Below are 12,903 nucleotides of genomic sequence, written 5' to 3'. Positions count from 1 at the left end.
AACTGTCCTTTTACTTATCGGACACGGGGCGTTCGTGATCACGCAACACCGCTCGGTCAGGGTGGTGACATGACCGACGAGACCTTCGCGAAGAGCTCCCCCCGGCACCACGGCCACCACCACTGGCGCCGGGACCTGGCGGAACTGGCCGCCCTGTTCACGGCGGTCGCCGCTGCCGACTGTGTCGCCGACACGGTCGTACACGGCCCCGACGGCCCCGGCCTGCTGGTGGGCTCCGCAGTCGCGCTGCTGGCCACGGCCGGCTTCCACACCTGGTGGTCGCGGCGCCGGGGCCACTCACCCCCGCGGCCGGCCGCGGACCCGCCGTCCGATACGGGCGCCACGGCGTCCCCGCCCGCCGCCGGGGGCATCCCGGCGGACGGCGGCACGGCGCTGTGGCGGATGCGGACGACCGTGTGCGACGAGCCGGGCAGCCTGGCGGCACTGTGCCTGGCCCTGGCGGAGCGCCGTGTCGACATACTCGCCCTGCAGACCCACCCCCTGGCCGACGGCACCGTCGACGAGCTGCTGCTGCGCGCGCCCGCCGCGCTGGCACCGGTCGAGCTGACCCGGGCCGCCGCGGCCGGCGGCGGCCGCGGGACCTGGCTGGAGCGGGCCGACGCCCACGACCTCGTGGATGCCCCGACCCGGATACTGGGCCTCGCCACCCGCACGGCCATCGACGCCGCCGAACTGCCGCTCGCCCTGCGGCAGCTGCTCGGCCGCTGCACCATCCACTCGATACCGGCCCGCTCCCCCCACACCGGCGCCTCGGCCGAGCCCGTGCCCGAGGACGGGGTGTGGGAGGAGACGGTGCTGCGGCTGCGCGATCCCTCCGGCGGGTCGATCACCATCGAGCGCCCGTACCTGCCGTTCACGCCCACCGAGTTCGCCCGGGCCCGTGCGCTGGTCGAGCTCGACGCCCGGCTGGGCCCGCGCGTACCGCGGCGCACCGACGTCCTGACGCTCCCCGAGGGCAACGAGATCACCGTCCGCCGGGCCGGCGCCGGTGACCTCGCCGCCGCCCGCCGGATGCACGAGCGCTGCTCCCGGGCGACGCTCACCCGGCGCTACCACGGCCCCGTCACCGACGCCGACCGCTACCTGCGCCATCTGCTCAGCCCCCGCTTCGGCCGCACCCTCGCCGCGTACACCGCCTCCGGCCGGCTCGTGGCCCTCGGCCATCTGCTGTGGGACGGCAACGAGACCGAGGTCGCGCTGCTCGTCGAGGACGACTGGCAGCGGCGGGGGGTCGGCAGTGAGCTGCTGCGCCGGCTGATCGCCCTGGCCGGCGAAGCGGGCTGCGAGAGCGTGTACGCCGTCACCACGTCCTCCAACACCGGCATGGTCGCGGCCATGCGCGCCCTGGACCTGCCGCTGGACTACCAGATCGAGGAGGGCACCCTCGTCGTCACCGCCCGGCTCGCCCCCGCCCCCGTGGCGCCCGGTGCCGCGTCCGGGGCGGCACGCCGGGCTTCGGACAGTCAGCCGGGTTTCGGACAGCCAACAGAAAAATGCCGCTGACGCGGCCGCCCCGGGCATACGAGGATGGGCGCATGCCGAACACCACGAACACTCCGCTGCCCCGTCAGGTCGCCGACTCCTATGTGGAGGCCTTCACCGAACTCGACCCCATCACCGGCACGTATCTGGGCATTGCGGAGTGCGCGCGGCGGCTGCCGGACTTCTCACCGGCCGGCCAGCAGGCCCTGGCCGACCTGGCTCGTACGACCCTGCGGGCGCTCACCGAGGCCGAGGCGCGGCCCGGGGCGGACACCGAAAGCGAGCGGCGCTGCGCCCGGCTGCTGCGCGAGCGGCTGACCGCCGAACTCGCCGTGCACGAGGCGGGCGAGCCGCTGCGCGCGGTCAGCAACATCCACTCGCCGCTGCACGCGGTGCGCGAGGCCTTCACCATGATGCCGGCCCGGACCGGGGAGGACTGGTCCGCCATCGCCGAGCGGCTGCGCGCGGTCCCCGCTGCGCTCGACGGCTACCGCGCCTCCCTCGCCGAGGGCATCGGGCGCGGGCTGCCGGGCGGCCCGCGCCAGGTGACCACCGTGACCGGGCAGTTGGACCAGTGGATCGGCACGGACTGGTTCGGCGAGTTCACGGCCGCCGGGCCCGAGGAGCTGCGCGAGGAGCTCACCGAGGCGGCCGCCGTCGCGACGGGCGGCCTCACCGCGCTGCGGGACTGGCTGCGTAAGGTCTACGCCCCGGCCGTCGAGGGCGCGCCGGACGTCGTGGGCCGGGAGCGGTACGCCCGCTGGTCGCGCTACTGGAACGGCACCGATCTCGACCTCGACGAGGCATACGCCTACGGCTGGTCCGAATACCACCGCATCCTCGAGGAGATGCGGGCGGAGGCCGAGAAGATCCTGCCCGGCGCGAAGACGCCCTGGGAGGCGCTGGCCCATCTCGACGTGCACGGAACGCACATCGAGGGCGTCGAGGAGACCCGCGTCTGGCTGCAGCAGCTGATGGACGAGGCCATCGAGGCGCTGGACGGCACGCACTTCGAGCTGGCCGAGCGCGTCAAGCGCGTCGAGTCCCGCATCGCCCCTCCCGGCGGCGCGGCGGCTCCCTACTACAGCCAGCCCTCGGAGGACTTCTCCCGCCCCGGCCGCACCTGGCTGCCCACCATGGGCGAGACCCGTTTCCCGGTGTACGACCTGGTGTCGACCTGGTACCACGAGGGCGTTCCCGGCCACCACCTCCAGCTCGCGCAGTGGGTGCACGTGGCGGACCGCCTCTCGCGCTACCAGGCCACGATCGGCCTCGTCAGCGCCAACTGCGAGGGCTGGGCGCTGTACGCGGAGCGGCTCATGGACGAACTGGGCTTCCTCACCGACCCCGAGCGCCGCCTGGGCTATCTCGACGCCCAGATGATGCGCGCCACACGCGTGATCATCGACATCGGCATGCACCTGGAGCTGGAGATCCCCGGGCACTCCCCCTTCCACCCGGGCGAGCGCTGGACGCCGGAGCTGGCGCGGGAGTTCTTCGGCATGCACAGCGGCCGCCCGGCGGAATTCGTCGACAGCGAGCTGGTGCGCTACCTGGGCATGCCGGCGCAGGCCATCGGCTACAAGCTCGGCGAACGCGCCTGGCTGACCGGCCGGGAGGCGGCCCGCAAGGCCCACGGTGACGCCTTCGACGCCAAGGCCTGGCACATGGCGGCGCTGTCCCAGGGCTCGCTCGGCCTGGACGACCTGGTGGCGGAGCTGTCGGCGCTCTGAAGAGCCCGCCGGTTAGGGTGCCGGGCATGGCACCCTTGATCATCTTCTGCAGTGATCCGCTCAACCCCCGGCGGGCGGACCCGCACTTCACCGAGGAGGTGCGGGCCGCCCGCGAGCTGGGGCTGTCCGTCGCCTTGCTGGACCACGACGCGCTGCTCGCCGGGGACGCGGCGGGAGCGGTCGCCCGCATTCCGCGCGGGGCGCAAACCGCGTGGTACCGGGGCTGGATGGTGCCCTCCGGCCGGTACGCGCAACTGGCGGACGCGCTGACCGCTCGTGGGGCCACGCTGCTGACCTCGCCGGAAGGGTATCGCCGCGCCCATGAACTGCCGGGCTGGTACGCCACGTTCGCCGCCGTGACGCCGCCCAGCGTGTGGCTGCGCGCCGAGCCGGGCCACGCTCCGGGCGACCGCGAGCTCACGGTCGTCACCGCGCCGCTCGGTGGCGGCCCGGCGGTGGTCAAGGACTATGTGAAGTCACGCAAGCACGAGTGGCACGAGGCCTGTTACGTACCGGACCTCGCCGACACGGACCGGCTGGCGGCGGTGGTCGCCCGCTTCGTCGAGCTCCAGGACACGTTTCTCGCGGGCGGTGTCGTGGTACGGGCCTTCGAGCGCTTCTCGGAGGCGGGCGAGGCCCGCGTGTGGTGGGTGGACGGCGTTCCCGTCCTCACCACCGCGCACCCGGACAGCCCCGCCCTGCGCCCCGAGCCGGCGCTGGACGCCGTGTCGCCGCTGGTCGCGGCCCTGGGCTGCCGCTTCGTCACCACCGATCTCGCCCTGCGCGAGGACGGTGAGTGGCGCGTGGTGGAGGTCGGGGACGGACAGGTCAGCGATCTGCCGCGGGGCACGGACCCACAGCCACTGCTGCGGGCCCTGGCCGGGGCCCGCTAGCGGTCAGCAGCCGCAGTCGCCGCCGTCGACCGGTGCCGTCAGCGGGTCCGGCGGGAGCTGCCGGGTGCCTTCCCACGTCTCGACCTCGTAGCCCTCGCGGATCCAGTACTCGATGCCGCCGAGCATCTCCTTGACGCGGTAGCCCAGGCGGGCCAGGGCCAGGGCCGCGCGGGTGGCGCCGTCGCAGCCGGGGCCCCAGCAGTAGACGACGACCGGGACGGCCGGGTCCAGGAATTCGGCCGCGAGCTGCGGGATCTGCGCGGTCGGCAGGTGCACGGCGCCCGGCACATGCCCCTGGTCCCAGGACCCGGTGGAGCGGGAGTCGACCACCACGAAGTCCGCGGGCCCGGCGGCCAGGGCGGCGTGGACGTCGGCCACGTCGGTGTGGAAGGCGAGGCGGGCGGCGAAGTAGGCCGCGGCGGCGTCGGGTGCGGCGGGCGGAACGGCGAGAACGGAGCTGGGGGCCGGGGCGGCGGTTGCTGTCATGCCCCATAATCTACGTTCCTTGATCATCCACGGGAATGGACGATCACCGGGGAAACTCTTGATGAACAGGGGATTTCACTGCTAGACATCGCACATGACCGGCTATTCCCCTGACGCCACCGACTGGCGCATTCTCGACGCCCTCCAGAGCAACGGCCGCGCCGGCTACGCCGAGCTGGCGCGCACCGTGAACATGTCCTCCAGTGCCGTCACCGAACGCGTCCGCCGCCTGGAGGAGGCCGGGATCATCGGCGGGTACACCGCCGTCGTGGATCCCGAGCGGCTGGGCATGCCGGTGCTGGCGTTCGTACGACTGCGGTACCCGAACGGCAACTACAAACCGTTCCACGACCTGCTGGCCGCGACGCCGGAGATCCTGGAGGCCCACCACGTCACCGGCGACGACTGCTTCGTGATCAAGGTCGCGGCCCGGTCCATGCGCCACCTCGAGGAGGTCGCGGGCCGGATCGGTGCGCTCGGCTCGGTGACCACGAGCGTGGTCTACTCCTCGCCGCTCCCCCGCCGCGCCTTCAGCCCGCGGACCCCGCCGTCCGGTGCCGGACAGCCGAACCCGAGCGCTCCTTGACCACCTGCAGCTGCGCCGGGATGCGCTGCCGCAGGTCGGCGACGTGGCTGACGATGCCGACGGTGCGGTCGCGTTCGCGCAGGGAGTCCAGCACGTCCAGGACCTCGTCCAGGGTCTGTTCGTCGAGGCTGCCGAAGCCCTCGTCGATGAAGAGGGTGTCCAGCCGGGTGCCGCCCGCCTCCTCGGTGACCACGTCGGCCAGGCCGAGGGCCAGGGAGAGCGAGGCGAAGAAGGTCTCCCCGCCGGAGAGGGTCGCGGTGTCGCGCTCGCGGCCCGTCCAGGCGTCGATGACATGCAGCCCCAGGCCCGAGCGGGCCCGGCCACCGGTGCGGGCGTCGGAGTGGACGAGGGTGTAGCGCCCGGACGACATGCGCTGCAGACGGGCGGTCGCCGCGGCCGCGACCTGTTCGAGCCGGGCCGCGAGGACGTACGACTCCAGGCGCATCTTGCGCTCGTTGCGGGCGGAGGTACCGGCCGCGAGGAACGACAGCTCGGCCACCCGGTGGTACTCCTCGCGCAGTGGGGCGAGCCGGCGGGCGTCGGCGACGGCCTCGGCGGAGAGCCGGTCCAGCTCCTCGCAGCGGGTACGGGCCGCCGCCTCCCCGGCGGAGGCCCGCCGCAGCGCCCGGGTCGCGGCGTCGGCGGCCGCCTGCGCGGCCTGCGGGTCGGCGGGCGGCCGCCGGGCGGCGTCCACCGCGGCCACGTCGGCCAGCTCCGCCGCGACGGCGGCCACCTCGTTGTGCCACCGGTCGAGCCGCTGCCGCAGCTCCCGCTGCCCGGCGCCGTCCAGCAGGGCTCCGGCGGCCAGCGCGGGCGTGTCGAACCCTGCGCGGTAGGCGGCGTCGGCGAGCAGTGCGTCCGCCTCCTTGAGGCGGTCAGCCGTGCGCTCGGCCTCCCTTGCGGCCTCGGCCGCGTCAGCGAGGCGGGCCAGCCGCTCCTCCAGCAGGGCGGCCCTGCGGGCGACGCTCTGTTCTCCCCCGCGCGCGTGCTCCAGATCCTCCTCCAGCGCCCGCAGTTCGCCTTCGAGCTGCTCGCGCCGGGACGAGCGGGCGGCGGCGCGCAGCCGCGCCTCGTCCTGGACGGCCCGGCGGCGCTCGCACTCGCGCTCGGCCGCGGCCAGCGTCTCCCGGGCCGCGTGCAGACCGGCCGAGGCGTGGCGGGCCCCGGCCAGGGAGCGCTCCACACCGGCGACGGCGCGGACCAGTTCGTCCACCGCCGCCGCTCCCGCCTCGGCCGCCGCGACGCCGAGGTCCTGCCCGAGCGACCGCAGCAGACCGGCAGCCTCCTCGCGGACGGCGTCGGCACGCCGGTACGCCTGCAGGGCGGCGTCCTCGGCCGACGGGTCCACGTGGCCCGCGCCCGGGCGGGCGGGGTCGGGGTGTTCGGCGGAGCCGCAGACCACGCACGGTTCCCCGGCCGCCAGTTCCGCCGCGAGCTCCGCGGCCATGCCGCGCAGCCGGCGTTCCTTGAGCCCGAGCCAGTGCTCGTGGGCCGCGCCGGCCTCCTCGCGGGCGGCCAGCAGCCGGGCCTCGGCGCCGACGACCTCGCGGGTGAGCTCGTCGCGGCGGCGGGCGGCCGCGAGCCTGCGGCGGGCCGGTTCCAGCTGCCCGGCGAGCCGCTCGGCGAGCCCGACCGCCTCCTGGGCGGTATCGATGCGCTCCTGGTGGACGCGGCGGCTGGCCTCCCAGGAGCCGAGCCACTCGCCGGCCTCGGCCAGTACGTCCTCGTCGGCGCCGGTCGCGCGGCTCAGCTCCGCGAGATCGCGGGCGACGGCGGCGGCCCGTGCCTCGGAGCGGCGGGCGGCGGAGAGCGCGCCGAGGTCCTCGCGCAGCGCACGCTCGGCGGCGGCCAGCTGTCCGGCGCCGCTGTCGCGGTGCTCGCCCGGGAGCGCCGCGCGGCTCCGTCGCTCGGCGGCGGCCGCGGCCAGTCGCTCGGCCTCGGCCTTGTCGCGCAGCTCCAGGGTGGGGGCGACGGCCTCGGCGGCCCGGGCCCGCTCCAGGCGCCGGCGCACGCCGTCGTGCTCGCCGCGCTGTGCCTCCAGCGCCTCGGCCCGCCGTGCCGCCTCGCCGTGCCGCCGCTGCGCCCGGGCCAGCTCCCGCACCTCGTCGGCGCGGTCCTGCGCGACGCGGTGGGCCTGCTCGGCGGCGGCGACCGCGGCCTCGGCGACGGCATGCCGTTCGCGCGCGTTCGTACGGGCCAGGGCGGCCCACTCCAGCACGGCCTCGGCCAGCCCCGCCTCGCCGGGCGCGAGCGGCGGCTCGGCGGCGCGGGGAGCGGGCACGGACGCCCGGGCGGGCTGCCGGGCACCGGTGGCGGGGGCCGCGGGGCGGCCGCACTCCGCACCGGCCGCCGTGGCCGGCGCCGGTGTGCCCACCTCGGGCAGCGACGGGTCGCCGGCGGCCTGCCCCATCCGGTGGCCGAGGGCGAGCAGCCGCTCGTCTCCCGTGCGCACCTGTGCCTCCGCGGCGCGGCGCAGCTCGGCGAGGCGGTCCTCCACCGCCGCGAAGCGGCCCGTGTCGAAGAGCTTGCCCAGCAGCTTGCCGCGGGCGGCGTCCTCGGCGCGCAGGAAGCGGGCGAAGTCGCCCTGCGGCAGGAGGACGACCTGGCAGAACTGCTCGCGGCTCATGCCGAGCAGCTGGGTGACCTCCTCCCCTATCTCCTGGTGCGAGCGGCTGAGGGCCTTCCACCGGCCGTCGCCCGTCCGTTCGCGCAGGGCGCTGTAGGCCTTCTCCTTGGTGGAACCGGTGCCGCGCTTCTTGGGACGCGGCTGCTCGGGCCGCCGGGTGATCTCCAGCCGCCGGCCGCCGACGGTGAGTTCGAGCACCACTTCGGTGGGGGTGCCGGGGTCGGCGTGGTCGCTGCGCAGGGTCAGGCCGGCGCCCTGGCGGGCGCCGGGGACACCGTTGTAGAGGGCGTAGCAGACCGCGTCGAGGACGGAGGTCTTGCCGGCGCCGGTGGGGCCGTGCAGCAGGAAGAGCCCGGCGGCGGACAGCTCGTCGAAGTCGATGTGCTGAGTGGCGCCGAAGGGGCCGAAGGCGGTGATCGTGAGCCGGTGCAGCCTCATCGGGCGGCCTCGCCGAGGGTGTCGTCGATGCGCACGGAGTCCAGGGCGGCGGTCAGCACCGCGCTCTCCGCCTCGTCGGGGCCCCGGCCGCCTCGTACGTGGCCCACGAAGTCCTCGGCGATCTGCCGGTCGCTACGGCCCTGGAGGCGCTGGGCGTAGGAGGCGAGGGGGTCCTCGGGGGCCCGGTCGGGTTCGAGGAGGAGGCTCACCGTGTGCGGGAAGCGCCGGGCGAGGCGGGCCATGGGTTCCTGGGGGCGCACCGGGTCGGTGAGGGTGGCCTCGACCCACGCCTGCTCGTGGCGGTCGAGGGCCGGGTCGGCCAGGAGGTCCTCCAGGCGGCCGCGGATGCGGGCGAGAGGGCGGGGCACGGGGCAGTCGACCCGCTCGGCGCTCACGGCACCGTCGGCTTCGAGGTCGACGAGCCACATGGTCTTGCGGTGGGCGGCCTCGGAGAAGGAGTAGGCGAGCGGGGAGCCGGAGTAGCGGACGCGCCCGGTGATGGCCTGGCTGCCGTGGAGGTGGCCGAGGGCGGTGTAGTGGACGCCGTCGAAGACCCCGGCGGGCACGGAGGCCACGCCGCCGACGGTGATGTCGCGCTCGCTGTCGCTGGGCGCGCCCCCGGCGACGAAGGCGTGGGCGAGCACGACGGACCGGGTCCCGGCGGGCCGGGCGGCGAGGTCGGCCCGTACCCGTTCCATGGCGGCGTCCAGCACGGCCGTGTGGCCGGCCTTCGTGGCCCCGAGCTGTTCCCGCACCAGTGCGGGCTCCAGGTAGGGCAGGCCGTAGAAGGCGACGTCGCCGTGGTCGTCGGACAGCAGTACAGGTGTGCCGCAACCGGCGGGGTCGGTGCGCAGGTGGATACCGGCCCGGTCGATGAGCCCGGCGCCGACGCCGAGCCGGCGGGCCGAGTCGTGATTGCCGGAGATCATGATCGTGGGTACGCCGAGTGCGGCGAGCCGGTGCAGGGCCTCGTCGAAGAGCTCTACGGCGGCCAGCGGCGGCACGGCCCGGTCGTAGATGTCGCCTGCGACGAGCACGGCGTCGACGTCCCGCTCGCGCACGGTCCGCACGAGGTGGCCGAGGAAGTCGCGCTGGGCCTGGAGGAGACTCACGCGGTGGAAGGAGCGTCCCAGGTGCCAGTCCGAGGTGTGCAGCAGTCTCACAGGACGGCTCCGACCCGCATGTTCCCCGTCCCCTCCACTGTCGTCTCCCGCACCGGCCGGGCGCAGGCGCCCGTGGCCTCACCGGCCTCTCCCGCTCCGGGCAGCACGCTGTCCATCACTGCTCACAGTTTCGCATCCGGGCCGGGGGCGGATGACACGGTTGACCGAATGCCTTGCCTCCGGCCGGGTCCATGGCCGCCTCCACCGGCCTTCGCGAGACGGCTCGGCCCCACGCCGGCAGAGGGGTGACACAGACGGGCTGGTGGCCGCACCCACCACCCGGCCCCTCCCGGACTCCCGTTGACGGTCTCGTGCTGACGCCCCTCGGCCCGGACCGGTACGCGCACGGCGGCCGCCCATTTCCCGGGCGGTGGTGCGCGGTCCGGCCGGGGCAGGCGCCACGGCTCGTGCCGCGCCCGCCCCGGCGGGCTCAGCCCAGACGCGGGATCTCTATCGCGGGGCAGCGGTCCATGACCATCGCGAGGCCCGCCGCCCGCGTGCGGTCGTACGCCTCCTCGTCGATCACGCCCAGCTGGAACCAGACCGCCCGCGCGCCGATCGCGACGGCCTCGTCCGCCACGGCGCCCGCGAGCTCGGATCTGACGAAGACGTCGACCACGTCGACGGGGAAGGGAATGTCGGCGAGGGAGGCGTAGCCCCGTTCGCCGTGGACCGTCTCGGCCCTGGGGTGGACGGGCACGACGCGTTTGCCGTGGCGCTGGAGCACCTCGGCGACGCCGAATGCCGCGCGCTGCTGATTGGCCGACAGACCGACAACCGCCCAGGTGTCGCCTGTGCCCTCGATGATCTTCCGGATGATCCCCGGTTCTGCGTACATGCCGGCTCAACGAGCAAGGTCACCGGAGCATTCCCGGGGTTGGGGGAGGCTTAGGCTTACGGAATGCAGGACGAGTACCGGACGGTAGCGCTCGAGGGCGTGCACGAGATCGAGATCAGCAGGTCGCGCTTCATCTGCGCGCTCGCGCCCGCCGCCACCGAGGAGGAGGCGCAGGCGTTCGTCGCGCGCATCCGCAAGGAGCACCCCACGGCCCGGCACAACTGCTGGGCGTACGTCATCGGCGCCGACGGCTCCGTCCAGAAGGCGAGCGACGACGGCGAGCCCGGGGGAACGGCGGGCGTGCCCATGCTGCAGATGCTCGTCCGGCGCGACATGCGGTACGTCGTCGCGGTCGTCACCCGCTACTTCGGCGGCATCAAGCTCGGCGCGGGCGGCCTGATCCGGGCCTACGGCGGTGTGGTCGGGGAGGCCCTCGACTCCCTGGAGACCGTGACCCGCAGGCGATTCCGGCTGGCGACGGTCACGGTCGACCACCAGCGGGCCGGGAAGCTGGAGAACGAATTGCGGGCGACCGGGCGGGCGGTGCGCGAGGTGACCTACGGGGCCGGTGTGCGGATCGAGATCGGGCTGCCCGAGGCGGATGTGGAGGGATTCCGGGCCTGGCTGGCGGACACCACGGCGGGCTCGGCGGTCCTGGAGCTCGGCGGCGAGGCGTACGGCCCCGCCTGACGCGGAGCCGCCGGCCACGACGGGCCACTTCGGCTCGCTCCGTTCAGGAGAACCGCGTGCCCGGGCCCGGGGAGCGGCGGTCGCGGTGCGTTAACGTCGGAGCATGATCACGCCACGCAGGGCCCGCCCCGAGGACGCGGCCGAGATAGTCCGGCTGCGCCGTCTGATGTTCGCTGCGATGGACGGGCAGGACTCCCCCGGTGCGTGGGAGCGCGACGCCGAGGAGATGGCCCGCCGCCGACTCGCGGCGGACGGGACCGCGTTGGGCGCATTCGTGGTGGACGGTGACCCCGAAGGCGACGGTCCGCACCTGGCCGCCTGCGCGGTCGGGCGGGTCGAGGAACGGCTGCCCGCGCCCGGCCATCCGTCGGGGCTGTTCGGCTTCGTCTTCACGGTGTGCACCGATGGGCGTTACCGGGGGCGGGGGTTCGCCCGCGCGACGACGCAGGCCCTGCTCGAATGGTTCGCCGCACAGGGCGTCACGCGTGTCGATCTGCATGCGACGCCTGACGCCGAACCGCTCTACCGCAGCCTTGGCTTCGCCGAGCACTCGCTCGCCCTGTCGCTCGACGTCTCCTCCCTCGGTGCCTCGTCGCTCGGTGCCTCGTCGCTCGACGTCTCCTCGCTCGGTGCCTCGTCGCTCGGTGCCTCGTCGCTCGGTGCCTCCCGGGCGAGCCGGCCGGCCTGAGCCCGGCCGGTCCCTCAGCCGGCGAGCCCTCCGAGTACGACCGCACCCGGCAGTTCGGCCAGTGCCTTGCCGGGAACGATGAGCTTGCCGCGCCGGCTGCCGCTGCCGATGACCACGTGCGGGCTGTCGGCGACGGCGGCGTCCACCAGGACGGGCCAGTCGGCGGGCAGCCCGACCGGGGTGATGCCGCCGTACTCCATGCCGGTCATGGCGAGCGCGGTGTCCATGGGGGCGAACGAGGCCTTGCGCGCCCCGAGATGGCGGCGCACGACGCCGTTGACGTCCGCGCGGGTGTGGCCGAGGACGAGACAGGCGGCGAGCGTCGTCGTCCCTCCGCGCCTGGCGGCGACCACGACGCAGTTGGCGGACTGCTCCAGCAGCCAGGGACCGTAACTCTGCGCCAGAACGGCCGTGTCCGCCCGTTCCGGGTCGGTGTCGGCGTAGAGCAGGTCGGCCACGGGGACGGAGCCGCTCCAGGCCTGGACGGCGGCGGCGACGGGCGGAACCAGCAGGTCCAGGCGCTCCATGACGGGCCGGACGTCGTCGAAGGCTTCCATCGGCGTCGGCGTCCTGTTCATGCCCGCCAACCTAACAGCCGCCGCGCCGCGCCCGCCGCACCGTCTCAGCGTGCGGGTGGCACGGCCACGACCATGGTCATCTCGACGGGCTCGGCGCCGTCGTTGCGGTAGGCGTGCGGCACGTTCGCCTCGAAGGTCGCCGAGGTGCCGGCGGCCACGGCGTGCTCCTCCCCGTCGACGACGAGCGTGAGCTCACCGGCCGTCACCCGCAGCAGCTCGATCGTGCCGGGCGGATGCGGGTCCGATGCGGTGCCGTCGCCGGGGGCGAGCCGCCACTCCCACAGTTCCAGCGGGCCCCGCGCCTCGGTGCCGACGAGCAGCGAGGTGTGACTGCCGGCCTCCGTGGACCACATGCGCACCACCTGCTCCGGGGGCACGAGCCGGACGCGGTCGCCCTGCTCGTAGTCGAGGAGGGTGGTGATGCTCACGCCGAGCGCGTCGGCGAGCTTGACCGTGGTGCCGACGCTGGGGTTCGTGCGGGCCTGCTCGATCTGGATGATCATGCCCCGGCTGACGCCCGAGCGGGCCGCCAGGGCGTCGAGGGTGAAGTTGCGCTCGCCGCGCCAGCGCTTGAGGTTGCGGGCGAGCGACTGCGTGAGCTGCTCGAGGTCCGTCACGGTCCATCCAGTTGAATATATTGGTCAAGGAAGTTCAGCAGCATGCACTACGGTGTCATGGACG

13 protein-coding genes are annotated in these 12,903 nt (G+C 74.6%); 6 read left to right on the top strand and 7 right to left on the bottom strand.

The features are described from left to right. The first annotated feature begins 69 nt into the window (after positions 1–69). From AB0F13_RS12955 to AB0F13_RS12945, 3 genes are read left to right on the top strand one after another with little or no spacing between them, the layout of a single operon-like run. Complete coding sequence (locus AB0F13_RS12955) at positions 70–1,524, top strand: GNAT family N-acetyltransferase (protein WP_362079707.1); 1,455 nt, start codon at positions 70–72, stop codon at positions 1,522–1,524. Between the two features lie 32 nt (positions 1,525–1,556). Beyond that, entirely contained in the window at positions 1,557–3,236 is a 1,680-nt protein-coding gene (locus AB0F13_RS12950) for a DUF885 domain-containing protein (RefSeq protein ID WP_362079704.1), read from the top strand. Between the two features lie 26 nt (positions 3,237–3,262). Beyond that, on the top strand, positions 3,263–4,129 hold the full coding sequence (locus AB0F13_RS12945) for an ATP-grasp domain-containing protein (protein ID WP_362079702.1): 867 nt from the start codon (positions 3,263–3,265) through the stop codon (positions 4,127–4,129). Positions 4,130–4,132: 3 nt separating this feature from the next. On the opposite strand, the gene AB0F13_RS12940 is transcribed toward AB0F13_RS12945, so the two are convergent. Beyond that, complete coding sequence (locus tag AB0F13_RS12940; RefSeq protein ID WP_362079699.1) at positions 4,133–4,615, bottom strand: rhodanese-like domain-containing protein; 483 nt, start codon at positions 4,613–4,615, stop codon at positions 4,133–4,135. Positions 4,616–4,709: 94 nt separating this feature from the next. Here AB0F13_RS12940 and AB0F13_RS12935 point away from each other — a divergent pair, with 94 nt between their 5' ends. After that, entirely contained in the window at positions 4,710–5,201 is a 492-nt protein-coding gene (locus AB0F13_RS12935) for an Lrp/AsnC family transcriptional regulator (RefSeq protein WP_362079696.1), read from the top strand. On the opposite strand, the gene AB0F13_RS12930 is transcribed toward AB0F13_RS12935, so the two are convergent. The 4 genes from AB0F13_RS12930 to AB0F13_RS12915 form a co-directional block, all read right to left on the bottom strand. After that, entirely contained in the window at positions 5,146–8,265 is a 3,120-nt protein-coding gene (locus AB0F13_RS12930; RefSeq protein ID WP_362079693.1) for an SMC family ATPase, read from the bottom strand. The two genes, AB0F13_RS12935 and AB0F13_RS12930, sit on opposite strands and share 56 nt — an antisense overlap. Next, a complete protein-coding gene (locus AB0F13_RS12925) occupies positions 8,262–9,428 on the bottom strand; it encodes an exonuclease SbcCD subunit D (RefSeq protein ID WP_362079690.1) in 1,167 nt (388 codons plus the stop codon). The genes AB0F13_RS12930 and AB0F13_RS12925 overlap by 4 nt, the downstream gene beginning before the upstream one ends. After that, positions 9,425–9,547, bottom strand: coding sequence for a hypothetical protein (locus tag AB0F13_RS12920; RefSeq protein WP_362079687.1), 123 nt, complete (start codon positions 9,545–9,547; stop codon positions 9,425–9,427). The genes AB0F13_RS12925 and AB0F13_RS12920 overlap by 4 nt, the downstream gene beginning before the upstream one ends. Positions 9,548–9,858: 311 nt before the next feature. Beyond that, a complete protein-coding gene (locus AB0F13_RS12915; protein WP_362079685.1) occupies positions 9,859–10,266 on the bottom strand; it encodes a CoA-binding protein in 408 nt (135 codons plus the stop codon). Between the two features lie 63 nt (positions 10,267–10,329). Here AB0F13_RS12915 and AB0F13_RS12910 point away from each other — a divergent pair, with 63 nt between their 5' ends. Continuing rightward, positions 10,330–10,956 (top strand): YigZ family protein, encoded by a 627-nt coding sequence (locus AB0F13_RS12910; protein ID WP_362079683.1) that lies wholly within the window; start codon positions 10,330–10,332, stop codon positions 10,954–10,956. A 103-nt stretch (positions 10,957–11,059) separates the two neighbouring features. Then, complete coding sequence (locus AB0F13_RS12905) at positions 11,060–11,644, top strand: GNAT family N-acetyltransferase (protein WP_362079680.1); 585 nt, start codon at positions 11,060–11,062, stop codon at positions 11,642–11,644. Positions 11,645–11,658: 14 nt separating this feature from the next. Here the strand turns inward: AB0F13_RS12905 and AB0F13_RS12900 are convergent, their stop codons facing one another. Both AB0F13_RS12900 and AB0F13_RS12895 read right to left on the bottom strand, forming a co-directional pair. Continuing rightward, the gene (locus tag AB0F13_RS12900; RefSeq protein ID WP_362080251.1) at positions 11,659–12,201 is read right to left on the bottom strand and encodes a YbaK/EbsC family protein; all 543 of its coding nucleotides are present in this window, start codon (positions 12,199–12,201) and stop codon (positions 11,659–11,661) included. A 65-nt stretch (positions 12,202–12,266) separates the two neighbouring features. Further along, on the bottom strand, positions 12,267–12,839 hold the full coding sequence (locus AB0F13_RS12895) for an XRE family transcriptional regulator (protein ID WP_362079677.1): 573 nt from the start codon (positions 12,837–12,839) through the stop codon (positions 12,267–12,269). Positions 12,840–12,903 lie beyond the last annotated feature (64 nt).

The sequence above is a fragment of the Streptomyces sp. NPDC026206 genome, assembly GCF_040638465.1.
GTDB lineage: Bacteria > Actinomycetota > Actinomycetes > Streptomycetales > Streptomycetaceae > Streptomyces.
Note: the sequence above shows the minus strand (reverse complement) of the source record. Positions and strands in the feature narration are given on the sequence as shown.

Coding starts and splice junctions, on each gene's coding strand:
- AB0F13_RS12955 (WP_362079707.1), top strand. CDS start 70: ATGACCGACGAGACCTTCGCGAAGAGCTCCCCCCGGCACCACGGCCAC.
- AB0F13_RS12950 (WP_362079704.1), top strand. CDS start 1,557: ATGCCGAACACCACGAACACTCCGCTGCCCCGTCAGGTCGCCGACTCC.
- AB0F13_RS12945 (WP_362079702.1), top strand. CDS start 3,263: ATGGCACCCTTGATCATCTTCTGCAGTGATCCGCTCAACCCCCGGCGG.
- AB0F13_RS12940 (WP_362079699.1), bottom strand. CDS start 4,615: ATGACAGCAACCGCCGCCCCGGCCCCCAGCTCCGTTCTCGCCGTTCCG.
- AB0F13_RS12935 (WP_362079696.1), top strand. CDS start 4,710: ATGACCGGCTATTCCCCTGACGCCACCGACTGGCGCATTCTCGACGCC.
- AB0F13_RS12930 (WP_362079693.1), bottom strand. CDS start 8,265: ATGAGGCTGCACCGGCTCACGATCACCGCCTTCGGCCCCTTCGGCGCC.
- AB0F13_RS12915 (WP_362079685.1), bottom strand. CDS start 10,266: ATGTACGCAGAACCGGGGATCATCCGGAAGATCATCGAGGGCACAGGC.
- AB0F13_RS12910 (WP_362079683.1), top strand. CDS start 10,330: ATGCAGGACGAGTACCGGACGGTAGCGCTCGAGGGCGTGCACGAGATC.
- AB0F13_RS12905 (WP_362079680.1), top strand. CDS start 11,060: ATGATCACGCCACGCAGGGCCCGCCCCGAGGACGCGGCCGAGATAGTC.
- AB0F13_RS12900 (WP_362080251.1), bottom strand. CDS start 12,201: ATGGAAGCCTTCGACGACGTCCGGCCCGTCATGGAGCGCCTGGACCTG.